General features: G+C 62.4%; 20 protein-coding genes and 2 pseudogenes. 1 reads left to right on the top strand and 21 read right to left on the bottom strand.

Annotated features, from left to right (window positions below; genetic code table 11):
- Window positions 1-158 precede the first annotated feature (158 nt).
- The 21 genes and pseudogenes from ACG873_RS03280 to ACG873_RS03180 form a co-directional block, all read right to left on the bottom strand.
- Window positions 159-1349: an IS91 family transposase gene (locus tag ACG873_RS03280; protein ID WP_394890420.1), complete on the bottom strand. Its 1191-nt coding sequence runs from the start codon at window positions 1347-1349 to the stop codon at window positions 159-161.
- A gap of 3 nt (window positions 1350-1352) precedes the next feature.
- Window positions 1353-2261, bottom strand: coding sequence for a tyrosine-type recombinase/integrase (locus tag ACG873_RS03275; protein WP_394890418.1), 909 nt, complete (start codon window positions 2259-2261; stop codon window positions 1353-1355).
- A gap of 422 nt (window positions 2262-2683) precedes the next feature.
- Complete coding sequence (locus tag ACG873_RS03270) at window positions 2684-3715, bottom strand: IS110 family transposase (protein ID WP_394890416.1); 1032 nt, start codon at window positions 3713-3715, stop codon at window positions 2684-2686.
- Between the two features lie 209 nt (window positions 3716-3924).
- Window positions 3925-4197, bottom strand: a complete 273-nt coding sequence (locus ACG873_RS03265) for a DUF2274 domain-containing protein (protein WP_394890415.1) — start codon at window positions 4195-4197, stop codon at window positions 3925-3927.
- A gap of 35 nt (window positions 4198-4232) precedes the next feature.
- Window positions 4233-5450 (bottom strand): TrbI/VirB10 family protein, encoded by a 1218-nt coding sequence (locus ACG873_RS03260; RefSeq protein WP_394890414.1) that lies wholly within the window; start codon window positions 5448-5450, stop codon window positions 4233-4235.
- 12 nt (window positions 5451-5462) lie between these two features.
- The gene (trbG, locus tag ACG873_RS03255) at window positions 5463-6488 is read right to left on the bottom strand and encodes a P-type conjugative transfer protein TrbG (protein ID WP_394890413.1); all 1026 of its coding nucleotides are present in this window, start codon (window positions 6486-6488) and stop codon (window positions 5463-5465) included.
- Window positions 6478-7209, bottom strand: a complete 732-nt coding sequence (trbF, locus tag ACG873_RS03250; protein ID WP_394890412.1) for a conjugal transfer protein TrbF — start codon at window positions 7207-7209, stop codon at window positions 6478-6480. Before trbF ends, trbG begins: the two co-directional genes overlap by 11 nt.
- Entirely contained in the window at window positions 7210-8532 is a 1323-nt protein-coding gene (trbL, locus tag ACG873_RS03245; protein WP_394890411.1) for a P-type conjugative transfer protein TrbL, read from the bottom strand.
- Window positions 8533-8565: 33 nt separating this feature from the next.
- Entirely contained in the window at window positions 8566-9288 is a 723-nt protein-coding gene (trbJ, locus tag ACG873_RS03240) for a P-type conjugative transfer protein TrbJ (RefSeq protein ID WP_394890410.1), read from the bottom strand.
- 14 nt (window positions 9289-9302) lie between these two features.
- Complete coding sequence (trbE, locus tag ACG873_RS03235) at window positions 9303-11738, bottom strand: conjugal transfer protein TrbE (RefSeq protein WP_394890409.1); 2436 nt, start codon at window positions 11736-11738, stop codon at window positions 9303-9305.
- Window positions 11732-12004: a VirB3 family type IV secretion system protein gene (locus tag ACG873_RS03230; RefSeq protein ID WP_394890407.1), complete on the bottom strand. Its 273-nt coding sequence runs from the start codon at window positions 12002-12004 to the stop codon at window positions 11732-11734. Before ACG873_RS03230 ends, trbE begins: the two co-directional genes overlap by 7 nt.
- Window positions 12004-12311, bottom strand: a pseudogene (locus tag ACG873_RS03225) (TrbC/VirB2 family protein). The gene ACG873_RS03230 and the pseudogene ACG873_RS03225 overlap by 1 nt, the downstream one beginning before the upstream one ends.
- Window positions 12312-12322: 11 nt before the next feature.
- Window positions 12323-13290: pseudogene (trbB, locus tag ACG873_RS03220) on the bottom strand (P-type conjugative transfer ATPase TrbB).
- Window positions 13287-13700, bottom strand: coding sequence for a CopG family transcriptional regulator (locus tag ACG873_RS03215; protein ID WP_394890406.1), 414 nt, complete (start codon window positions 13698-13700; stop codon window positions 13287-13289). The pseudogene trbB and the gene ACG873_RS03215 overlap by 4 nt, the downstream one beginning before the upstream one ends.
- A gap of 115 nt (window positions 13701-13815) precedes the next feature.
- Window positions 13816-15846: a conjugal transfer protein TraG gene (locus ACG873_RS03210; protein WP_394890404.1), complete on the bottom strand. Its 2031-nt coding sequence runs from the start codon at window positions 15844-15846 to the stop codon at window positions 13816-13818.
- Window positions 15847-16134: 288 nt separating this feature from the next.
- A complete protein-coding gene (locus tag ACG873_RS03205; protein ID WP_394890403.1) occupies window positions 16135-18342 on the bottom strand; it encodes a class I SAM-dependent DNA methyltransferase in 2208 nt (735 codons plus the stop codon).
- On the bottom strand, window positions 18312-19094 hold the full coding sequence (locus tag ACG873_RS03200) for a type IIL restriction-modification enzyme MmeI (protein ID WP_394890402.1): 783 nt from the start codon (window positions 19092-19094) through the stop codon (window positions 18312-18314). The genes ACG873_RS03205 and ACG873_RS03200 overlap by 31 nt, the downstream gene beginning before the upstream one ends.
- Before the next feature lie 274 nt (window positions 19095-19368).
- Window positions 19369-19581: a KTSC domain-containing protein gene (locus ACG873_RS03195; RefSeq protein WP_394890401.1), complete on the bottom strand. Its 213-nt coding sequence runs from the start codon at window positions 19579-19581 to the stop codon at window positions 19369-19371.
- Window positions 19578-21419 carry an ATP-binding protein gene (locus ACG873_RS03190; protein WP_394890400.1) on the bottom strand — a complete coding sequence of 614 codons (1842 nt, stop codon included), beginning with the start codon at window positions 21417-21419 and terminating at the stop codon, window positions 19578-19580. The genes ACG873_RS03195 and ACG873_RS03190 overlap by 4 nt, the downstream gene beginning before the upstream one ends.
- Entirely contained in the window at window positions 21416-21859 is a 444-nt protein-coding gene (locus ACG873_RS03185) for a hypothetical protein (protein ID WP_394890399.1), read from the bottom strand. Before ACG873_RS03185 ends, ACG873_RS03190 begins: the two co-directional genes overlap by 4 nt.
- A gap of 14 nt (window positions 21860-21873) precedes the next feature.
- Entirely contained in the window at window positions 21874-22593 is a 720-nt protein-coding gene (locus tag ACG873_RS03180; RefSeq protein WP_394890398.1) for an SIR2 family protein, read from the bottom strand.
- Between the two features lie 686 nt (window positions 22594-23279).
- On the opposite strand from ACG873_RS03180, the gene ACG873_RS03175 reads away from it, so the two are divergent.
- On the top strand, window positions 23280-24596 hold the full coding sequence (locus ACG873_RS03175; RefSeq protein ID WP_394890397.1) for a DUF2130 domain-containing protein: 1317 nt from the start codon (window positions 23280-23282) through the stop codon (window positions 24594-24596).
- Window positions 24597-24852: the final 256 nt, after the last annotated feature.

Genomic DNA, 24852 nt, shown 5'->3' with positions numbered 1-24852 from the left:
TGCGGACAGACCGCTTCGTCGCGCCTCCGCGCTGTGTTGTCGGCTTGGTGGGCGGCCGGATGCGACCCCTTCAGCATCGAGGATCACCATGGACGCGCGTGGGTGTGATGCCGAAGGCTGGGTGCCTGCGACTGAAGGTTGGGCCATGGCATGCCGAGTCATCGACAGCTCTCCGGGTTCGGTGTCGTTTTGTCCGGGGGTCCGCGCGGCTGCCTCCATCGTTCGAACACCTCGATCACGATCATGCGGCCGCCACAGCAGGGGCATGGCGGGCGGAAGTTGTCCGCTTCTTCCGTGGTGTCGTCATCGGACGGTGCGGCGACGTTCAGCAGTTCGCGGGTGCGTGCGATGCTGGCCCTGCGAGCGGAGCCAGCAAGCAGGCCGTAATGCCGGATGCGATGGAAGCCGCGCGGCAGGACATGAAGCAGGAAGCGCCGGATGAACTCGTCGGTCGCGAGCGTCATCACCTGCTGCCGGTCGACGCCGTCGCGGCGATAGTCCTTGTACCGGAAGGTGACGCCGCTCGCGTCGAAGGCGATCAGCCGGCGGTTCGAGATAGCAACCCGGTGCGTGTAGCGCGACAGATAAGCGAGCACCGCTTCGGGCCCGGCGAAGGGTGCCTTGGCGTAGACCACCCAGCGCTTCTTCCGGACGGGAGCCAGGTGGCGCAGAAATACCCGCCGGTCGGCCAGGTGAGCCATCGATCCGAAGAAGCTGAGGCCCATACCGTGCAGCGCGAGCAGCCGCGTGAGGAACAGCCGGCGGAACAGCTTGCCGAGAACCCTCACCGGGAGGAGGAAGGCCGGGGGCGACGAGACCCAGCGCTTCCCGTCGAGCGCGATGCCGCCGCCCGGCACGATCATGTGGACATGCGGATGGTGCGTCATCGCCGAGCCCCATGTGTGAAGCACGGCGGTGATGCCGATGCGCACGCCGAGATGCTTCGGATCGGCGGCGATGGTCAGCAGCGTCTCCGATGCGGCCTTGAACAGCAGGTCATAGACGAGTGCCTTGTTCTGGAACGCGATGTCGGCGACCTCGACCGGCAGCGTGAACACGACGTGGAAGTAGCCGACCGGCAGCAGGTCGGCCTCGCGCTCGGCAAGCCATGTCCGCGCCGCCGCGCCCTGGCATTTGGGACAATGCCGGTTGCGGCAGGAGTTGTAGGCGATCCGCCATTGGCCGCAGTCCTCGCAGGCCTCGATATGACCGCCGAGAGCTGCTGTGCGGCAGTGCTCGATCGCCGACATGACCTTGAGCTGGGCGAGGCTCAGGTGCCCGGCATGGGCGGTCCGGTAGGCGGAACCAGCGGCACGGAAGATGTCGGCGACCTCGATCGAGGCGCGCACGGCTCAGCCGTCGCGCGAGATCTCTCCAGGCCTGAATAGGCCGAGCTTGTCGAGCGGGCTGGTCACGGCACGCACCGTCCGGGTCGCGACCTTGGCATAGAAGGCGGTGTTGTTCAGCTTGGCGTGCCCGAGCAGGACCTGGATGATCCGGATGTCGGTGCCGTCTTCGAGCAGGTGGGTGGCGAAGCTGTGGCGCAGCGTGTGCGGCCCGACCCGCTTGGCGATGTCCGCAGCCTGCGCCGCCTCGACGACAATGCGATGGAGTTGCCGGGTGCTGATCGGCTTCATCGCATGCTGTCCCGGGAACAGCCAGCCGTCGCGGTGCATCACGCCCTGCTGGCGACCGGCCTTCCACCACTGGCGCAGCAACAAGAGCAGGTCTTGCGACAGCATGGCGTTCCGGTATCGCCCACCCTTGCCGCGTTCGATGCGCAGCACCATGCGCTCGCTGTCGACGTCGGCGACCTTCAGCATCGACACCTCGGCCACGCGCAAGCCCGCACCATAGGCAACCGAGAGCGCCGCCTGGTGCTTGAGGCAGGTGGTGGCGTTGAGCAGCCGGGCAACCTCGTCGCGGCTGAGCACCACCGGCAGCTTGCGCGGGTGCGCCAGACGAACGAGCTTGCGCGCCAGATCGGGACGATCGAGCGTGTGGGTGAAGAAGAAGCGCAGCGCCGACACAATGCTGTTCATCGTCGGCACGGGCACACCATCGTCCTGCTGCTCGATCTGGAACCGCCGCAGGTCGTCGGTAGTCGCTGTGTCTGGTGAACGCCCAAGGAATGTCGCCAGGCGTCCGATGTCGCGGAGATAGTTGCGCTGCGTCTCCCGTGAGAAACGCCGCATGTTCATGTCGTCGATCAGCCGCTGGCGCAACGGGCTGATGGGTGCATCGAGAACAGGATGGGGCATGGTCAGGCTCCTTGTTGAAGAAGCCCGTGATGCTCTGCCCCTGCCGAACCCTGCTCAACGCGGGCGCGACGACCGGTTCTTGCTCTCTACCTCAACCGCAAGCGCCCTCCCGCGCAGCGGGTCGTCTAATCGCTCGGCCGTCAAGGGGGTGAGTGCAAGGCAGTCGTCCTTTCTGTCCATGCTCGTTCGTTCGTATGCCGGGTACAGGGTCGTCTACGCGGTCGATGCAAAGATCGCCGCAGGATGAGTTTCGCAGGTGAGATCTTCCTATGTTCGTTGCGCAATCTGCTTAACGAAGCTGTTGCTTCCCGCTTCTCGGAATGATCTCAGCCACGTCCCGGCAGGGACGGCTCGGTGCGTCCTGTAAGAACGCTATTGGTTGAATGGCCTGAAGAAATCGTCGTGGTCGAGCGTCTGCAGGATCAGGCGGCGGCGGGCGTTCCTCCGTGCGGATCGAACAGCTCGCCCGTCCGGAGCATCGCATGCATGATCACTGCCAGCTTGCGCGCCAGGGCCACGGCCGCTCGTTTGAAGCCGAGCCGTTCTTTGAGCTCCAACGCCCAGGTTCGCAGGGTGCTGGTATCCGTCGACCGGTTCAGGATGACCGCGGCCGCTTCGTATAGCAGTCCGCGCAGCTGATTGTCGCCACGGCGCGAGATATGGCCGTCATTATCGACTTCGCCGGACTGGTAGCGTCTCGGGGTCAGGCCTACCCATGCGCCCACGGCGCGCGAGTTTCTGAAGTTCGCCGGATCCTCCACGGCCGCGGCAAAGGCGGTGGCTGTGACGGTGCCGACACCGGGCACCGACATGAGCAGACGGCAGTGCTGGTCGTCACGCGCCATCGCGGCCAGTTGCTTGCTCAGCTCTGCTGTCTGGTATCGAATATCACTCCATGCCCGAAGCATCGGCACGACGATGCGCGCCAGCTTTGCTTCGCCCTGCAGAAGATCGTGAACGTTGCGCTCGAACACGCTGCCGGCGCCCTTGGGCACGACAAGGCCGAACGTCTTCATCAATCCGCGGATTTGGTTGGATATCTGCAAACGCATCTTGAGAAGCTGGCGCCGCGCGGTGATCAGCGTGCGGATCAGCATGCTGTCGAAACCTTTGACCCGAACCTCTCGGTAAAAGCCGACCTCGGCCAGATGTGCCAGGCCATCGGCATCGTTCGCATCGGTCTTGTTCGCGGCCATGTCGAGCGCGGCCTTGGCATGCCGCGCGTCGATGCAGATCACCGGCAGCCCCTCTGCCGTCAGCGCATGGTAGAACCACACCGACAGCGGCCCCGTCTCGAATACCACCCGCCGCACATCGGGTGCGCGCTTGCGGATCAGCGCCGCGAGTAGTTGCGGGTCGGACGCGCACTTGCCCCGCCACATCCTTTTGCCGTCCTGCCGGATCGAAATTGCCGTCTCTTTCATGGATACGTCGAGACCGATATACTGCTCCATGGCTGTCCTCCGTTCGATGCCTGGGCCCGGTGTCCATCGTGAGCCCGTTCTTCATCCTATCGGGGGACAGCCAGCCGGCTAGAGCTCCGAACATCGCCGCCACAGCTTTGGTGGCCACCGCTCCCGCGATTACGTCATGTTCGTTCGTCGGCCCCAGACACGTCATTCCACGTTCGGCATCTGTGCCTCTCGGCCCGGGCGTTAGCTGTTCACTCGGAACCTGAAAATGGCTGGCGTCGCGATTGTTTTGACGTGTCGGCGGCCGCCAAGCCTTCCCTTCTAGCCCGCGCAAACCCTCGGTCGCTTTCAAGGAACGCCTCCAGCATGAACGGGATGAGTTCAGCGATCGATCTGGATTCGCCATAGGTCTGACGATACACCAATGCATAATTATGAAGTTCCCGGTTCAGCTCAGCACTGACGGTGATGGTGATCTTCGCGGGCGAGCGGTCGGGCAGCTTTCCCAGCTTCAGATTGGCCATTGTTCCATCGCCTCCTGGTCAGATATCGCGTGCGTTCAGCCCCGATAAGGCCGCAACATGAGGTCCTTGTGAACGATCACACGCAGCGGCCATCCGGGACGGACAGTGATGGTGGGCTGAATGTCGAGGTTCTTTTCGGTGATGCGTTGGCCCGCGCGGTTGACGTTCTGCTGGGCGGATTCGCGGATGGCGCGGACCAGATCGCTTTCGTTTTCGCCGAGGCTCAGCTCGGTGCCGACGCCGAGCAAAGTTGCAAGCGCGATGCCCTTGATCAGTCGCCATGTGTGGAAATCGACCTTGTCCTCGAGTCCTGCATAACCGGCACTGTCGGTGGCGGGCAGGTTGTCGATCTCGATTGATGAGCCGTCAGGCAGCAGGATGCGCTGCCAGACGAGCAGCGCGCGCCTTTGGCCGAAGGCAACAACGCTGTCATAGGTGCCGATAAGGCGCGAGCCCTGCGGGATCAGCAGGACACCGCCGGTCACCGTGTCGTAGACGTTTTCGGTGACCTGGGCGACGACGAGACCCGGCAGGTCGGAATTGATCCCAGTGATCAGGCTTGCGGCGATCACGCTGCCGGCCATGACCTGATGGGGCGAGACCGGCGTCTGCAGGGCGTGGGGATTATAGATGCCGCCCGTGTCGCGCGATTGCAGGAAATCCAGCTTGCGCTGCTGGTTGTTCTGGTCACCTTCCGCCGGCGCCACGGAAACGGGCGACAGCCCGGCGTCCAGCTGTGAAGCGGATGCATGCAGGCGCGGTCGCACCTCCTGATTCCCGCTGTCGGAATTGGGTTGTGTTGCCTTGTTCTCAATCCGGAAGAAGACTTCGGATTCGCGCGCCTGGATCGCCTGCTGCGCCAAGCGCTGCTCCTCGGCGGAAACTTCCTGTCCCGGTGCGATGCCAAGCTGGCGTTGGCGCTCGAGGATCGGTCGCCCAAGGTCGCCCGGGAGAGGCGGTCCGAGCACCGGCGTATCGGGCTTGATTTTGGAGTAGTCCCCAGGAAGCGCTTCGAGCCCCTCGGCTGTCGGTTTGCGCTCTGTGTCGTAGAGCTCTTCGGCCTGCTCCTTGATGCGCAGAGCCGGTCCCTGCAGCGCAAACATCGTAACACCGACAATGGCGCCTGAACCAAGCGCGGCGATGGCGATGATGACGCCGCGTCTGAACCGCACGACGCGGCGCGGCGACGCCCGCAGCTGCAAGTCCTCGGGATCGACTTTCGGAGGAACATCGGATCGGGATTTTTCGGTCATGATCCTTTCCCCTCACCGGCCCGAGCGCGCAAAGAGCGATGAACGCCGCCGTGGCTTGCCGTCGGTTCTTGTGATGCGCACCACCTGCTGCGGCTTCGTGCCAAGCCGAAGCTCGGCGGCGGCAAAGAGCCGGTCGACAATGTAATAGTTGCCGCGCATGCGGTAGTTGACGAGCTGGTTGTCGCCCTTGCCGCCGACCACGAAGAGCGGCGGGGCCTCGCCTTGGTCGATGCCGCGCGGGAACTCGATATAGACCTTATGGCCGTCGTCGAAGGCGCGCACGGGGCGCCAGGCAGGCGTGTCGCCGGTAATGGAATAACGGAACCGGATATCGTCCAGCGCCACGTTGGACGCCACCGGCATGGCAGCCTCGGCTTCAGCATTGCGCCGGCGCAGGGCGATGATCTGGTCCTCGCTATAGGTCCAGGAGATCGCCGCCATGGCGGTTGTTTCCGTGCTTTCGAGCTGCAGATGATAGGAGCGTCGGTCCGTCGTTACGACGAGATTGGTCTTGAGCCCTGGCGCGAAAGGCTTGACCAGGACATGGGTGCGCTTGTTGTCGCCGGAGCCGCTTACGGTGTCACCGATCACCCAGCGCACCGTATCGCCGGCCGACACCGAGGTGAGCGTTTCGCCCGGCTGCAGCGCGATGTCGGTGACGCGCTCGGGTGCCGCATAGAGCTGGTATAGCGCGCCTTCCGCATATGGGTAAACTTGGACCGCGTTGACATAGCCATGTTTGGTCGGTTCCTGGGTGGCGGCCTTGTTGGCATCGGCGACGCGATCCTTGGGTGAGCGCTCATCCCCGGCCGGCTTTCCCGGCTCGGGCTGCAGTTGACCCGGCAGCGGCAGTGGCTTTGGGACTTCGACGATCTTCACCGGCTTGTCCGGCGCCTTCTCGATGACGGCCGTTTTGAAGCCCGCCGCATCATACGAGATCTCGGGCGGCGGCACCGGCTTCGACGCACAGGCCGAAAGGACAAGCGCCGACGCGGATACGATCAGCGCAGCACTGAACAATGACGCTCTATTCTTCATTTTCTGGTTCCTTCGGGGAAACGGGTGTCGGCGCGGCGCTGTCGAGCTCGCGCGACCAGTCGATGGCATTGACGAAGACGCCGAGCGGGTTCTTGCGCAGCTGGTCGGTATTGCCTGGCGGGCGGATCACCAGCGTGAGAATCGCGGTCCAGCGGGTGGTGCTGGCGAGACTGCCGCGCTCATAAACCTGTTCGGTCCATTTGACCTGGAACGAGCTCTCGGACGCCCTCACCACGCTGGTGATCTGCACCGACACGCTGCGCGTGCCGATCTTGCCGAACGGGTCGTTGGCCTTGGCATATTCATTGAGAAAGAGCGCGGCGCGGTCGGTGGCAAAGTCGTAGGCCGAAAGCCAGTTCTGCCGCACCAGAACCGGATCGGTGGAGACGGAGCGGACATTCGAGATGAAGCGGCCGAGATGCCAGGCGATCTGGGCATCGGACGGCTCATAGTCCTGGATCGCCGGCGCGACGGCGCGCGCATCACCAAAACGGTCGACCTCGACGACGTAAGGCACGACGCGGCTTTGCATCGACTGCCACAGAAGCGCGCCGGAAAGGCCGGTCGCCAGCGCCAGACAGCCGAAGGCCATCAGCCGCCAGTTCTTGGCTTGTACGCGAGCGGAGCCGATGCGCTCGTCCCAGAGTTGGCTGGCCCTTTGATACGGCGTGACGGGTTCGGGTGTCTTCCCGTAACGCTGAACGGGTCGCTTGAACAGCATCTAGTCGTCCTTGTCGTTGAGGGAGGGATTGGCGCCGCCGCCTGGCCGGTCGCCGTCGCGGATTGCTTGCATCGCGGTATGGCGATGGGCTCGGGCCGTCTGCTCGGAGCGAAGGCGCTTGGCCCAGGCCGGGGCGGCATCGGCAGCTGTGTTGACAGCGGGTTCTGGTTGGGAAGAGGTCGGCGCACCGCCCGTCGCGGTCCAGGCGGCATCGCGGCCGGCTTCGACGCTTCGACGAATCGGACCTGTTACGGACTGTGCTCCCTGCACGACTGCGCCACCGGCAGCACGCGCCATGCCGCCCATTCCAGCCGCCACACCTGACAGACCGGTCTCGCCGGACGTCTCCATTGCGAAGCGGTAGGCCGTGGAGGTAGCGGACCCCATGGCAGCGCCCGCGCGGACCGCGGCCAGACTGCCGCCGGTAGCCATACGCGCGCCAGCAAATGCCGTGCCGCCGGCAACGAGGGTCGCACCGGCCGCCGTTGCCGTGGTTCCGAGCGCTGCGCCTGCACCAAGCTGAGGCGCGCCGGAAACGAGGCCGGAGGCGATGCCCGGTCCGAAGATGCCGAGACCGAGCAGCGCCAGCGCGCCCAGCACCTGCGACATGGCGGCGGCAAGGTTCGGCTCCTGGCCCTGCGAGCCGGATGCAAACTCGGCAAAGAGCGTCGAGCCGATGCCGACGATGACAGCAAGCACCATCACCTTGATGCCGGACGCAATCACATTGCCAAGCACGCGCTCGGCCAGGAACGCAGAGCGGTTCCAGAGCGCAAAGGGCACAAGCACGAAGCCGGCGAGCGTGGTGAGCTTGAATTCCAGGATGGTGATGAAGAGCTGGATCGAAAGAATGAAGAAGGCGATGATGACGAGGAACCAGGCGAGCAGCAGCACGAAAATGGTGAGCGCGTTGCCGAAGAATTCCGGAAATCCGAGAAGCTGGCTTGCCTGATCGAGCAGCGGCCAGGCGCCCTCGAAGCCGGTGGCGGCAATGCGGCCGGGCCTCAGGAGATCGTCGGCCGAGAGACCTCCGCCCGACGCGTTGATCCCGAGCCCGGCGAATGAGCGGTAGATGATGCCAGCGAGTTTCGCAAAATTGTTCAGGATGAAGGCGAAGACGCCGACATAAAGCACCTTACGCACAAGCCGGCCGAGAATGTCATGCTCGCCGCCGAGGGCCCAGAACAGGCCCGCAAGCGTGATGTCGAGGCCAATCAGGATGGTGGTGAGGAAAGCGACGTCGCCCGAGAGCAGACCGAACCCGCTGTCAATGTAGCGGATGAAGGTCTCCATGAACCGGTCGATGACGCCGAGATCGTTCATGCCGCCGCTTTCCTCGCTTCAAGGGATGCCGGCTCAGTCGCCGGAATAGGCCTTGCCAGAGCCGAGGAAGCGCCGCGTCGTTTCGCGCGCCGCTTCCTCCGCCTGCGCCTTGCGGGCGGCGTCCTCGGCTTCGGCCCGGTACTGTGTCGCCAGCAGCGTCTGGATCTGCATCTGCTGCTTGGCCGAGAGCGCCATCAGCTGGTTGGTAGCCTGCTGGGCCTCCAGTGCGCCGGCGGCCCCCTGGCTGCGGTTGACGAGCTCAGCAAGCAGATCACCGTCGGCCCGGACGTTCTCGACGATCTGCGACTGCACCCGCATGGTCTGGCGGAAAGCTTTCATGGCGCTTTGCCAGCGCTCGCGTGCGGCTGAGGCCAGATCGTTCACCTTGATCGTGCCGTCGTAGCTTTCCGGATACTTTTCTCGCCACTCACTTTCGAGCTGGCCCAGATCAAAACTCAGCCCGTCGGCCTGGATCATAAGTCCATCGATGCGGTTGAGCGCGCCGGTCAGTTGCGCGACCGAGGAGAAATCCAGGCGCTGAAGGTTGCGCGCCATGTTCTGCAACATGGTCGCCTCATTCTGCAGCGACCGTATCTGATTATTGATCTGCTCCATCGAGCGTGCCGCCGTCAGCATGTTTTCCGCATAGTTCTTGGGATCGAAGACGGTGACGGCGAAAGCCGGTGGGGCAAATCCGGCGATCGGCTTGAGGATGAGGGACACGGTGACAAGACCCGTAACAAGGTGGCGCCGCATGATTCTGTATGCTCCTATTCTGGTTGGGGGTATTGCCCGAGAAGCTCGGCAGCCCAGTCGAGGCCGCGAGCGCTCAGGAATCGGGAGGCGAACTCGCTCCGGCCGTGCTCGGAAACGATCGTGTCGATGAGGGTCTGCGCGGCCGGATCGGATGCGCCGCAAAGGGCGAGCGCGACGGGACCCAGTCCCAACTCGAACAGCCGGTTTCCGCGTCGCGACTGCAGATAATAGTGGCGCTTTGGCGTGGCGCGGGCGATCAGCTCGATCTGCCGCTCGTTCAGTCCGAAGCGGTCATAGGCTTCCCGCGCCTGCGGCTCGACCGCCCGGTCATTCGGCAGGAAGATGCGCTGCGGACAGCTCTCGATGATTGCCGGCGCAATGGAAGAACCGGCGATGTCGGCGAGCGACTGCGTGGCGAAGATCACCGACACGTTCTTCTTGCGCAGCACCTTCAGCCATTCGCGGATCCGGGCGGCAAAGAGCGGGTTGTCGAGGTAGACCCAAGCCTCGTCGAGCATGAGCAAAGTCGGCCGGCCGTCGAACCGCTCCTCGAGCCGATGGAACAGGTAGGTGAGCACCGGGAGCACGACGGCTTGGCTGTGCATCAGCTCCTCGGTCTCGAAGCACTGTACGTCCGACAGCGCCAGCCGGTCGTTATCGGCGTCGAGCAACCGGCCGAAGGGGCCGTCGAGCGTGTAAGGCATGAGTGCTGTCTTCAGCGCATTGGACGGCAGCAAAACCGACAGGCCCGTTAGCGTCCGTTCTTCCGCCGGTGCGGTGGCGAGGCTGGTGAGCGCCGACCAGACCGCCTCCTTCACCTCCGGTGCGACGGCAACGTTCTCATGGGCGAGCAGTCCCGCGATCCATTCGGCCGCCCAGCTGCGGACACCCTGGTCGTCGATGTTGCGCAGGGGCTGGAAGGCGAATGAACCGTCAGCGCCAAGCGCATGATGCTGGCCGCCCATGGCGAGCGTTGCGGCCCGCGCAGAATTGCCCTTATCGAAGAGATAGACCTGCGCGCCGGGATAGCGGCGGAACTGCAGAGCGATGAGGGAAAGCAGCACCGATTTGCCGGCGCCGGTCGGCCCGACGATCAGCATATGGCCGACGTCGCCGACATGGGTGGAAAGCCGGAACGGTGTCGAGCCGCTGGTCTCGGCAAAAAGAAGCGGTGGAGCTTCTGTCCCGATGACCTTGCTCAGGTGATCGTTGCGCGCCGGACCAGCCCACACCGATGACAGCGGCATGAGATGGGCAAGGTTCAGCGTATGAACGAGTGGCTGACGGACATTGGCATAGACGTGACCGGGCAGCGAACCGAGCCAGGCCTCGACCGCATTGACGCTCTCGCGGATCGTGGTGAAGCCGAGCCCGTTGACGATGCGCTCCACCGCGCGAAGTTTCTGCTCGGCAGCCTGGCGATCCTCGTCCCAGACCGTGAACGTGGCGGTGAGATAGCCGAACCCGACATGATCGCCGCCCAGCGCCTGCAGCGCGGCATCGGCATCGAGCGCTTTGTTTTCGGCGTCGCTGTCGACAAGCGGCACCGGCTCGTTGGTGACCACCTCGCGCAGGATGGCGACAATCGATTTGCGCTTGGCGAACCATTGCCGGCGCAGCTTCGTCAGCGTCTTTGTGGCTTCCGTCTTGTCGAGCGGAATGAAGCGTGTCACCCAGCGATAGGCGAAGTCCTGGTGATTGAGCGCATCGAGGATGCCGGGCCGGGTCACAGTCGGGAAACCAAGAATGGTGAGCGTGCGCAGATGCTGTTCGCCCAGCATCGGCTCCAGTCCTCCGGTAAGAGGCGTGTCGACCAGGACGCCATCGAGGTACATCAGCGTTTCCGGTACTGCGACCGGATGACGCTTGGTCGAGATAGTGCCGTGCAGGAATGTGAGCGTCTCGGCATCGTCGAGCGCGCGCACCTCGGGCATGAAGCCGGAGAGCAGGTCGAGCACACGGTCGGTCTCGTCGCGGAATCGAGTCAGTTCCTGACGCCAGTCGCGTTTCCCATTCTCACGATCGGAGTCGACGAGTGCGCTTTCCGCTAGCGCCTGGCCATCGGGTGGCGGCATGAACAGCAAGGTGAGGTGGTAACGGCTTTCAAAATGCGCGACTTTGCCCTCGAACGCCGCGCGGCGCTCCTCGTCGACCAGCCATGACGCGGCATCGGGAAAGGTCGATTTAGGATAATCGAGCGCCTCGACGCGCTCAGCCTCGAAGAACAACGCCCAGCCGGAGCCGAGCCGTCTCAGAGCATTGTTGGCCCGCGCACAGATGCCGACCAATACGGCTTCCGTGGCGCTTTCGAGATCGGGCCCGCGGAACCGCAACGTCCGCTGAAAGCTGCCGTCCTTGTTGAGGACGATGCCGGACGCGACCAATGCCGCCCATGGAAGATGGTCGGCAAAGCGATAGGCTCTGCTGCGGTATTCCGAAAGGTTCAGCATGCGAGCCAACCTTTCAGGCGAAGGTGGCGGACGAGCACGCTCGCGAAATCCGGATCGCGGCGGGCGGCGAAGACCGCCAGCGTGTGGCCGGCTATCCAGAGAACCAGTCCAGCGATCCACTGCTGCATCCCAAGCCCGATCGCCGCGGCCACCGTGCCGTTGAGAATCGCCACAGCCCGCGGCGCGCCGCCGAGCAGGATCGGCTCGGTGAGGGCCCGGTGAACCGGAACCTCGAAGCCTTCGATATGCTGCTCACCGGCCGCCATCAGATGAGCGCCCCGCCACCGAAGGAGAAGAAGGAGAGGAAGAAGGAGCTTGCTGCGAAGGCAATGGAGAGACCGAAGACGATCTGGATAAGCCGGCGGAACCCGCCGGCCGTGTCGCCGAAGGCGAGCGTCAGGCCGGTGACGATAATGATGATCACCGCGACGATCTTGGCGACAGGCCCTTGAACCGACTCCAGGATCGCTGCAGCGGTTCCTCCCACGGCATGCCGGAGCCGGCCGCATAAGCCGGCGCCGTAAGAAGGAACGCGACGGCGATTGACGACAGAAAACGAAACTTCTTGCGCATGAAGAGGCCTTTCAAAGCTGCTGGAGTTGCGAGGGCGTGAGCTGGCTGACCGCGTAGTCGCCATTGCTGTCGAGACCAGTCACTTCGGCGATTGCATCGATGCGGCGCGACGAGCCGCGCCCGGCGATGAAGACGATCAGGTCGATGGCTTCGGCGATGAGGCGGCGGGGGACGGTGACAACGGCTTCCTGGGCAAGCTGTTCGACTCGGTAGAGAGCCGAGCGGGCCGAATTGGCGTGAACCGTGGCGATGCCGCCGGGATGGCCGGTGTTCCAGGCCTTCAGCATGTCTAGGGCTTCCGCCCCCTCACCTCTCCGACAATGATGCGGTCTGGTCTGAGCCGCAGTGTCGAGCGGACGAGATCGGCGAGCGTGACTGAGCCGCGTCGGGTACGGAGCGCAACGCAATCCTTGGCCGCGCATTGCAGTTCGCGAGTGTCTTCGATCAGGATCATCCGCTCGTCGCACTCGGCGACTTGCGCCAGCAGCGCGTTGGCGAGCGTCGTCTTTCCCGAAGATGTCCCGCCGGCGACCAGGATGTTGCGACGATCGCGCACGGCCTTCTTCAGCGCTTCGGCCTGGACCGGCATCATGATGCCGTCGGCAACGTAGTCGGCGAGCGTGTAGACACGTGCCGCGGGCTTACGGATGGCAAAGCACGGCGCCAGTGCCACCGGCGGCAGCAGGCCCTCGAAGCGCTCGCCCGACGGCAGCTCGGCGCTGACAATCGGATTCTCGGCATGGGCTTCCGCGCGAACATGGGACGCGACCAGGCGGACAATGCGTTCGGCCTCGGACGGGTGCATGCGCACGCCGGTGTCGAGACGGCCCTCGCCGAGCCGGTCGAGCCGCAGCACGCCGTCGGGATTGACCATCACCTCGATGACGGATGGGTCGGCCAAAGCGTCGGCGATTGCCTGGCCCATGGCGGTGCGCAGCATGGCGCGGCGGCGGTGATCGGCCTCGGGATGAGACGTCATTCGCCCCCTCCCCCGCTGTTTTCGTCGCGCAGAGCGCGCTTGCCGGAAGCGATCTGGCGTCCGACCTGCTCGACGAATTTTTGGAAGCGCTCCTGCGCCACCGCCTGTGTTGCCTTATCGGGCACCGGCGTGTGGGCGTGAAGCGTGATGGAAAAACGGATGAAGAGCGCCAGGCTTTCCAGGATCATTTCGGCATCGCGTCGGACGTGGTCGAGGTCTCGCGACAGACGATCGAGACGCTTGCGGTAGCGCCGGTCGAGCTCGTTCTCCCCGCGCTGGTCGATGAAGGCCTGAACCGCCTTCGCCACGATCTCCGATTTGGTGGTCGAAGGACTGCGGCTGAGCTGGGCGAGCCTTGCGCTCAGCTCTGAATCCAGCAGAAACTGATGGCGGATGCGTGCGGGTTTCATGCGGCTCGTTCCGGTTGGCCGGCGCTCAAGCGCCGGCTCCGAACAAGCATCGTTCAGACACCCGAAATCCCTTAGGACCCTTATCTACGCTGAGATGCGCTCGGCTCTGGACGGGTCAGAAGCCGGGCAGGATGTCCTTGTCCTCGCCCCTGCCTTCATTGATGCCGTACGCCCGCGCGACATTGGAAATCCGGTCGATAACCTTCTTCTCGGCCGCCGCATCGCCTTCGTCATCGGCCAGCCCGAAAAGGTCATCCTGCTCAAGCTCTAGTTTCGCGGCGGCACCTTCCTCCGGCAGGCCGGGATGGCGCTGTTGTTGTACGCCGCCTTCGTCTTCAGAGATCGCGTCGGACCGCTCATCGCCAGCGAGAAGCCGACGGTCCACGCCGCGCACCTGTCCGCTCCAGTCATCGGCCCGTGACGCCGGTCGGTCCGCGTATATGCCGTCTGCGAGGACTAGCGCGGGCAACACGCGTTCAGTGAAGTTAGGATCCTCGTAATAGCGCAGCTTCTTTGCCCGGATTGGCGCAAGACCGGAAACCAGCACCAGTTCGTCGGCCGGCGGCAATTGCATCACCTCGCCCGGCGTCAGCAATGGGCGCGCGGTCTCCTGGCGACTGACCATCACATGCGAAAGCCATGGCGCCAGCCGATGGCCGGCATAGTTGCGCATGGCGCGCAATTCCGTCGCCATGCCGAGCGCATCCGAGATCCGTTTGGCCGTGCGCTCGTCATTGGAAGAAAAGGCGATCCTCACATGGCAATTGTCGAGGATGGCGTTGTTCTCGCCATAGGCCTTGGAGATCTGGTTCAAGGATTGCGCGATCAGATAGGCGCGGATGCCGTAGCCCGCCATGAAGGCGAGCGCCGTCTCGAAGAAGTCCAGCCGCCCCAGCGCTGGGAACTCGTCCAGCATCATAAGCAGCTGATGCTTTCGGCTCTTTTTGGGATCGCCCTCCAGCCGCTCCGTGAGCCGCCGGCCGATCTGATTGAGGATGAGCCGGACCAGGGGCTTTGTGCGGGAGATGTCGGATGGCGGCACGACCAGATAGAGCGACAGTGGACGATCCGAATCCATAAGGTCGGCAATGCGCCAGTCGCATGCCGATGTCGTCGTCGCAACGGTAGGATCACGATAAAGCCCGAGGAAGCTCATTGCCGTGGACAACACGCCCGAACGCTCGTTTTCCGATTTGTTCAGCACCTCGCGTGCTGCCGAGGCGACGACTGGATGGACCTGCGGCTTTTCCGAGGTGCCGAGGTGGTTGGTCGTCATCATTCGCTGCAGCGTCGCCGCAAACGACCGCTGTGGGTGCGACAGAAAGGTGGCGACGCGGGCGAGCGTCTTTTCCTCCTCGGCATAGAGCACATGCAGGATAGCGCCGACAAGCAGTGCGTGACTGGTCTTCTCCCAGTGATTGCGCCGCTCGAGCGCGCCTTCGGGATCGACCAGTATGTCGGCGATGTTCTGGACGTCGCGAACCTCGTGTGGGCCTTTGCGCACTTCCAGCAGCGGATTGTAGCGAGCCGATCGAGGATCGGTCGGATTGAACAGAAGGCAATGCGAGAACCTCGACCGCCAACCCGCTGTCAGTTGCCAGTTCTCGCCCTTGATGTCGTGGATGACGGCCGAGCCGGTCCAGGAAAGGAGCGTCGGAACGACCAATCCGACGCCCTTGCCTGAACGCGTCGGCGCGAAGGCCATGACGTGCTCCGGCCCGTCATGGCGCAGATAGCGATCCTCCATCTCGCCAAGGAAAACGCCTGCCGGCCTAAACAATCCCGCCCTTTCGATCTCGCGCTTCGTGGCCCATCGTGACGAGCCGTAGGTCGTGACTAGCCCGCGCTGCCGCGCGCGCCACAGCGAGCCAGCAACCGCGGCGGCGCAGCCCATCAAGCCGCTGGCCGCCGCCAGCGTGCCGGCCTTGTCGAAAACCTCCGGTGCGTAAGCCTCGAACTGAAACCACCAAACGAACAGCTTCCAAGGCGTGTAGATGGGCCAGCCCGCCGCCAAAAACCACGGCACGCCTAGTCGCTCCTGATAAGCCAGCATATGAGCGCACCATTGCGTGGAAGCCCACACTCCGAGGAGAACGATGGCAAACACAACGGCGATCTGGCCGATAAGGAGCTTTGTGGGGTTCACTAGCTTGCTCCGCACTTTTGGAGAGGCGGGTCAAGCGTCGCTGCACCCAGCGGAAACTGAAATGCACCCTACATACGATTGAGCGCGATGATCCGCCCGGTGGTTACACACTGGAATCTTATGCGGCTTGTCGAACACAAAGCCTGAACGCGAATACGCAACGGTGTCGACTTCGGATAGCTATTTGCGATCCCCGACAACGCTGAAGTCAGCTTCGCCCATTAAGCGAACGCCTCGATGCAAAGCTTCTAACGTCGAAAGCGGCACGTGTGGTTTCGGGCTGACTGATCAGAAAGCGGCCACCTGTTCAGTCGATGGTATGGAAGCGCGTCGTTGATTGAGGCGAAAAAGGCGGAGGATGACTTCGTCGTCGGTTAGTAGCCCGGCGCGCCAGTCGTCGCCCCAGCCATAGGCTTCCGCCACTGCGTTATCGAGCGCGGCGTGGGCGTTCGCCAGCCACTGGGGCCGCGCGTTGTAGAGGTTGGTCAGGGTACGTCCCTTCAGCTCCTTCGCCGCTACCTCGTCCTTCGGCAGGATGCGGTCGGGATAGCCGGATACCACCTCAACTTCGCGCACCACTTGGTCGGGGGGATTGAGCCAATTCTCGCGCAGCTCGTTGAGCCGTGCCGCCGCAAACGCGACGGCCCGCGCGCGCGGATCGGCAGCACAGTCGGCGGCGGAGATGTCGGGCGTTAGGCCTTCAGGGAAGGGAAAGGTCAGATAGACGAAGGATGCGTTATAGCGGCGCTGATTCCCAGCACCAATGCGATTTCCAAAATACGTGCACCAGGTCTCGTGAAAGTAGCTTTGCAGGATACCAAACCCAACCATACCAGCCCGAGGAAACACATAAACGCTTTTGTCCGGAACGGTGTTCGCAGGGAAAAACCGAAACACGCGATGCTCAGTTGTTTCTGCAGTAGCAAGATAGGAGTCAACAGATTTCAGAGCGGCTCTCATCGCGGGTCGTGATCTGTGCGCCTCCCACCAGGCCGGATTTTGACCAGCGGTCGAAGTCCGGTATTCCACGAAGCTAACCAACTTGCCATTCCTGTGAGGGTCATATTTGGCCTGATGCAGATATTCGAAAGGACCTTCAAACTCGCTCGCGGACGCTTCACTGATCCCAGGCGGAAAGTCGATCAGAAACTCTTCCGTTGGACGGCCGACCACGTCATCTGTGGAAAAATAGGCTGACAGAACGTCGGAATTTCGCCTTCGATTCGGGTTCGTTGGCGCTTGCAGCCATTTGACCGCCTGCTCCCGCGGTACTGACAATGGCCCACTCTGTTGAACACCGATAAAGACCGTACCCGCGTTTTCCTTAAGCCGCTGCACGTTGCTGGTATCTATACCTGAAGTGAGATTTGGATTGATGTGCCCCGCCTGGCTGCCATTTAGACATACGCGTTCGACCGCCCGACGCTTGTCCGCGAAACACACCAGAGCTACCCGGACCGCCGCACCGTCCACGACCCACGGCTCATTCTGCCATGCGTTAAAAATCTGAGTGTCACCGCTCAAACGTATCAGGACTGGAAGGTTTGCGTTCTTAGCAATCGCTTTGGTGGCGACAAAGCCACATCGGCGGACCTTCTCCGAAGCTATCATCGCCCTCGACTTTTCGAACCAGTAGCAAACCAAGTCTGAGAAGGGCGCTATTCGGCCTGCATACACTCGGCGTATCGCGTCGGTGACATCGTCACCGAGCGTCCGCTTCATACTCTTACCACCGAGAAACGGTGGATTGCCGACGATCACATCGGCTGCGGGCCAAGCAGACTCCTCCCACTCTTGTTTTTCCCGGTCAAAACGAATGATCGCATCTCGGCACTCGATCGTTTCTAACGGCCGCAGTATGGGGTTTTTCGTGGCGTCAAAGCCGTTGCGTCGCATCCATTGGATTTCGCCGATCCAAACGGAAACGCGTGCCAGCTCCGCCGCGTAGGGATTGAGCTCGATGCCCAGCACGCACTCCGGCCCCACACGCGGGAAGCCGCGAGGAAGCCCGAGTGCCTCCGCGTCGAGGTTGGCGCGGTGCTCGATATCCTTGAGCGCCCGCAGCGCCACATAGAGGAAGTTGCCCGAGCCGCAGGCTGGGTCGAGCACACGAAAGTTCGCCAGCCGCTCGATGAACTCGGAATGGATCGCCGCTGCCTCGGCCATCGCCTTCGTGCGCTTCGCCAGCTCTGCGCCGCGTAGCAGCTTTTCCTTCGTCTGGCGCGGTGCGTTTTCGACCAGAGCCGTCATTCTTGCCAACGCCTGGGCCCACTCGGCCTCGAGCGGCTCGATGATCGTCGGACGCACAATCATCATGATCTTTTCGCGGTCGGTGTAATGCGCGCCAAGCTGGCCCCGCTTGGCGGGGTCCAGTCCGCGCTCGAATAGTGTGCCCAGGATCGAGGGATCGATCTGCGACCAGTCGCGCCCCGCCGCCTTCACCAATTCGGCGATATCCCCGGCGTTCACCGGCAGGACATGATCATCCTCGAACAAGCCGCCGTTGAACCACTCGATCGCTGTAAAGCCGACCTTCCCCCCTTGTGCGCCATCGCGCCGAACAGCGTTCGGGCATTCTCGACGTACTCCGCTGGATTTCGCCGGCTAACCTCCAGCATCTTCGTAAACAGGTTGTCTGGCAACAGCCCTACGTCCTCCGCGAACATACAGAACACCAGCCGGATGACGAAATGCGCCACCTCATGTGCTTCGTGCCCCCGGTCGCGCAGGCGCTGGGCCAGCCCGGCGAATTCCCCGGCGGTTTCCTCGGTCAGCTCCTGTCGAGACTTCTTCGGCTTGAAAGTCTCAGGATCGACGAATGCCGTTTTAAGCCGATCGCGAACCGCGCCGTCGACCAACTCTTCCAGCGCGAACTCGTGCTTCTCCTGCACGGTGTTGGTCCAGTTGGTTCGGATTACGATCCGGTCCATATCGGACACGATGAGCAGTGGCGGGTTCTCCAGTGCGACAGTGTATTGCAAAAGCTGGTTATAGGCCCTGTCGAGGTTGGCGTGCCGACCCTTGTACTCCCAAGCGAAGCACCCCCTGCGCCATACGTCGGCCCAGCCTTCGCCGCCGCTCGTCTTACTCGCACCCTTTTCGAAGGTGAACCACTCGCCGATGGGATCGGCTGAAACCGGATCGAGAACGCCGAGCAGCCTACAAAAGTCGTTGAAATGGCTCTGTGAGGCCGAGCGTTCCTTCAGCTCGACGTGGCGCCACTTAGCCATAAAATCATGCGGGGTCATCAAAGGCCTTTAACGATATTAATACGGACGATCCGGAACCACGGGGCACTAGTAACCACTCTGAACAATTGAGCAATCACGGGCCGTCCCGACCGGTGAAAATCCTCCACGCTACCATAAGTGGAATGGCAATTTTCGGGAGATCGCGTTTCCCATTGCATGACGGCTCTGGCACAGAGTGGGCCGTTCAGCGGAAAGGTGGTGGAGGTCGCTCTTTGGTCAATGTCTGCATCGAGGAGATAATCTCGCGGAGGCATTCACTCCATAACGATCCTCAGCCAACCCTCGAGAACGGATAGTCGTTACGAATGTAGATATTGAGGAACTGCCCTTTGGACGGCGCGTGCATCAATTGTTCATTCAGCGCTGCACCCACATTATAGTACTGATAGACCGTGCCGCCGCTGAACTCGACCTCGAGCGTTTCAGTATCAGCATCGTAGCCGATGGATACGATGTTCGACGATGCAACCGGCTCGCGGATCATGGATTGGGCTCCGGTTCAGGGCCGTCTTGGACGGCGATTCTTTCGATGTCGAGCTGACGCACGACGGCGGTGGTGCGTTGAGCGCGCCAAGACGCGACAACGCGGTCGTAACCTTCAGCCACTCGTTTAATCCCCCAACTGCGGCTGACTTCCGGGTCACTGCTTTGCGGAAGATGGTGTTGTGCCGGCAGGAATACGCGGCACCGCACCGGAAGGCGCGCCGCTTCGCCCGCAATGATTGCTTCTCCAGTCCTAAGCACTGGGAGCAAGTCCATCAGACCTGAAAGATTGTCTGGCAGCGCGCCCTTGACCCTGCCCCGGTCGGTCGGGTTGGCAAGACGCAGCGCAATCAGGGTACCGCACTGCGACAGGATGGTCTCATCGATTTCGGCGGGTCTTTGGGACACGAGCATCGCACCGACACCGTATTTGCGGCCTTCCTTGACTATGCGCTTGACGATGTCGGCAGCGACATTCCCGCTTTCCGGGGATACGTAGCGATGGGCCTCTTCCATTACGATCAGGAGAGGGCGCAGAACGCCACCCTCCGTCTTCTCCCGGCTCCAGAAGAGCGCCTCATAGACAATGCGGAGGATCGAGCCGATTAGGCGGACGAGCACAGTACTCGGAACGCCCGACAGATCGAGAATCGTCAGCGGTTTGTCGTGCCCGAGCCACCCCTCAAGCAGGGTGTCAAGATCCTCTTCGGTGCCGCCGTCGACGTTTGGCTCCCAGGGGCCGGGATGGAGGATGAAGTCAAATCGGCGATCGAGCAACCGCGATCGCAAAAGGTTCAGCTGCCGCCGAACGCCCTTGGCTGCCTGGTTGAGGAATGGGCCTGCTGCACCCATCGCGTGCGGTGTGTAACGAGGCGCCACGAGGGTTTCGGCGTCGCCCACATCTTCGAGCGCGGGCTGATCCCTCTGCTGACCAACGAATGTCTTCGACTCGAAGTCGATGAGGTCGTACCACAGCTTCTTGAGGGAGAACGGAACCGGGCTGTCGACCGTTAGCGATTGCGGGTCGAGACCGGGCAAGGGATCCGCTGCCAGGCGTCGCTCTTTCAGCTCCTGGATCTTGTCGGTGAACGCGATGAGATGATTGTCGCTGAGCTGACCGGCGACGAGCTCGAGCAACTCGCCGGCCTCTAGCGCCCAGTAAGGCACATGGAGTGGTCGCTCGCCCGGCTGAGGAGTGGCGCTGAATACGGTCGCGACATCACTAAGGGCGGCGGCGTACTCGCCATGTACATCGAGCAGCAGGATTCGAGCGCCTGGCGCAGCCTCAAGTCCGCTTGGCATGACTATAGAGCGCAGCAGGCTAGCGACTGTCGTAGATTTGCCGGAGCCGGTCGACCCTAGAACAGCCGAATGGCGTGTCAAAAGATTGTCGAGAGAGAGCCGCACCGCAATGTTTTCGGCGCTCGACAAGGTGCCTATCGCCACCTGATTCTCGTCTACGCCGCCATAAATGCGACGCAGGTCTGCCTCGGTGACGATGTGGACCGCATCATCAATGTTGGGATGCTGACTGAGGCCACGCTCGAACCGTTCGCCAATGGCTTCGCCGGCAAGCTCCACTCGCATCCATCGCCCCGTCTCCGCCTCGGCCGCCGATGACGCTAAGGGCGCGGCCGCGGCACCGATCTCGCAGACAACGCCGAATAGGTCCTGATAACCGAGCGGGATTCTGACGAAACTGCCGACCTGCCCCACGCGGTAGGTGTGCCCGCCGATGATCGCGATACCCGAGGCGAGCGACTCGGCTAGCTTGACCGTGATCGATGCTCCCGAGACCAAGCTCACGCGGCCGAGGTAGGTTGGATCGGCGGCACTCATGTCAGGGGCACCGGTGCCGGCTCCTGCGGTGCAGTGTCCTGTCCCGGCTCGGTTGGCGGCGCAGGTCGGACCATGTCGATGGAATGCGACAGCGCACAGAAGCGGCAGAAGCTGGTGAAGTCGCCGAGCAGGAACACATTCTCGCCCCCACCGCCGCGTTTGCCCCAGAAGCTAGCGCGGATCTCGTCCCAGTTCTTCGGCGGATCCCCCGGGCGCCACCGTCCCTCAACGCCACTGATCACCGCCCCATCGGAGGCATACACCGACAGGTTCGGGCGATCGAGTGCAAGCCCGCGCGCCGGCTGCTCTTCGGCAATCGTCTGAAACTGGAAAGCGAACACCGCGGCATTAGCATTCATCGCCAGCGTTTCATCGAGCACGGCGCAGATGTGCGCGTCGCGGAAGGAGAAGCCAGCGGTCAGCAGCAGCGTATCCGGCATAAGCAAGAAGCGCTTCAGTCCTTCTGCGTCAGGTCGTACTTGAGATGGTCGGGGTAGACGAGTTCGGTGCAGTCATGCCCGCCCGAACGGACGACGACGCCATCATCAATCTTCCAACCGAGAGAGCCGTGCAGCTTCCACAGACGCGACCATCGTGCAGGCAGGTCGTCGCCGGCGACAGTCACCGGATCGAAGAAGGGCGCGTGGCCCCCCGTGAAGCCGTCGAAATATGGCGCCTTGGCCCCCTCGAAGGCCTCCTCGAACAGGAGGTCGTAATTGGTCGTGAAAATCTCGACGGCATGGGGCCGATGTCCACCACCGATCCAGGCAACCAGCTCATTGTAGGCGCAGCGGTCCTTAGGCAGGCTCGTTCCGACTATCGCGCCGATCTGAGCGCATATTCGAGAGCCAAGCGTAGCGTAGCCTTGTCCGTCGAGGCCGTTCACAACGGTGGTGCCGAGCGCAGTCTGCAAAAGGCGGACGCGCGACAGGATAGACTCGATGTTGGCCTGCTTGCCAAGTTCATCGCGGACCGCTTCCGCCGCTACTTTATCAGCACCGTCGAGCGCTTCAACGACCTGAGCTGTCAGCGCATCGACACCGGGGATCAGTGGACTTCCATTGGGATCAATCTTGCGCTCGGCATTCACCCTAACAGAAAGGGGAGCTCCCGCCCCGACAAGCAAGCCAATCCGCTTTCGACCTTGCGACAGTATTTGGCGCAGATCGGCCATAAATCGATCTGGATTATGTACGGTTTCCACGCGCTCCCCCCCAATTGTACCCTTATCCCTGATTCACCGGGAAATTGTCTAGGGTAAAGGCCGAAGAAGCTCACCGCTCGGCTGACTTGGTCCGATGACCAGACCCCAGTCGCAAATTTGGCTATGTCGACGTGTCGGCACCCCGCCCCGCAGCAGTTGAGCGGGATTCCGGGCGATCGTCCGCTTCCTCGCTCTTCACGTGCTGGCGCGCCGAGCTGATAGCTCTGCCAGATCGCGTGGTCGCCAGTTCTCTCGAAGAGCATGGGCGCATGTCGATCGATAAGCGCTGGTCGATTCTCAGTTTTGAACGGAAACGGGAACCTGAAATGGCTGACGGAAATGCTGTGGCAATGAGGAAATAGGCCAGCGACTTTCAGCTACGGTCCAGGCGAGAAAGACGGATTTCGGCATTGGGTGGGCCGTCGAGTCCGGACATACTCGTCGAGGTAAATCAACCCTGCTCGACAACGAATCTAAGCCGAGTTTGCCGCCGTTCGCGAGGCGCGCAGTTCCACAGAAGAAGTGAAACAGGTGCCTCTCTTGGCTTTCCGGCGGGGATAACCCATAAGTTCACCCTCTGTTCTTTTTCGAACATGGCTGGCGAGATATAGTCTGGATTGTCCTTTCTATTGATTCCCCAAGGAGGCAGCGCGCAGATGACCGTCCAGCCGATCAATACCCTGCTGCAGGGCGACAGAATTTTCAACGAACCGACAATCAGCTGCCCAAACTGCAAGACGGAAATCAAGCTCAATGAGTCGCTCGCGGCTCCATTGATTGCCGCCACACGCGAAGAATACGAAATGCGGCTAGCGCAGAGCAACGCATCGATGGCTGCCAGAGAAGAGGAGCTTAAGCGCCAGCAGGCCGAGATTGCCGCCGCCAAAGAGGACATCGACAACCAGGTGGCCGAGAAAGTTAAGCTTGAGCGTGCCGCAATCGCGATCGAGGAGGCCCGCAAGGCAAAACTGCTGCTGTCGGTAGATCTGGAGGACAAGGACAAGAAGCTCGCCGAGCTGGAGGCGACGTTGAAGGCGCGTGAGGAAAAGCTCACTGAGGCCCAGCAGCAACAGGCGGAATTCCTGAAAAAGCAGCGTGCGCTTGACGATGAGAAGCGCGAGATGGCGCTGACCATCGAAAGGAAGATCCAGGAAGGGCTCGACGCCGTTCGCGTCAAGGCGAGGTCCGAAGCCGAAGATGGCCTCAAAATGAAGGTTGCGGAAAAAGAAGAACAGATCGCCGGCATGCAGCGTCAGATCGAGGAGTTGAAGCGCCGTGCGGAACAGGGTTCCCAGCAGCTGCAGGGCGAGGTTCTCGAGCTCGAACTGGAGTCCCTCATTGCCAGCCGGTTCCCCATGGACATCATCGAACCGGTGGCTAAGGGTGAGTTCGGTGGAGATGTCCTGCACCGCGTTGTGGGACCGGCCGGCCAGCCATGCGGCGCCATTTTGTGGGAATCTAAACGCACCAAAAACTGGAGCCAGGGCTGGCTGGGGAAGCTCAGGGCGGATCAACGGGCCGCGAAAGCGGATATCGCGCTGATGATCTCGGAGGCGCTGCCTCCCGGTGTGGAAACCTTCGATCTTCTGGACGGGGTCTATGTCGCCCATACCAAATGCGCGATTCCGATCGCCATCATGCTCCGGCAATCCCTGATCGAGCTGGCGAACTCCCGCCTCGCCCAGGACGGCCAGGCTACCAAAATGGAGCAGGTCTATGGCTATCTGACCGGTCCCCGGTTCCGCCATCGCGTCGAAGCGATCGTCGAAAAGTTTTCTGATATGCAGGAGGACCTGGCCAAGGAACGCAAGGCCACAACACGCCTGTGGGCCAAGCGGGAGGCTCAGATCCAAGGCGTGATCGAGTCGACCGTCGGGATGTACGGCGATTTGCAAGGCATCGCTGGAAAGGTGATGCAAGAAATTGAGGGCTTAGAGGTCCTCGCCATTGAAGCAACTCCCGATGCCCGATAGCAATCGGTAGCAGCTCGTGGGTCCCGCGAATGCGCCGTGCTTCGCCATGAACGACTGCGGCGCCTGCCCAAGGCTATTCTGATGGCTGCTGATGCAAACGGTCTGAAGGGCATTGTAGGCTCACCGAGGACACCCGCGGTGGCATAGACCGCAATCGGGATTTCTCGTCCGGCTCAACCCTAGACTTCGAGCACAGGTCGGCAAAAAGCGGGTGCAGACCCTGCGCGATGAGATTGTCGCTACCGCGCGTTCTGCT

Source organism: Allomesorhizobium aridi (genome assembly GCF_043769475.1).
GTDB lineage: Bacteria > Pseudomonadota > Alphaproteobacteria > Rhizobiales > Rhizobiaceae > Allomesorhizobium.
This window is presented reverse-complemented; position numbering and strand designations above follow the sequence as displayed.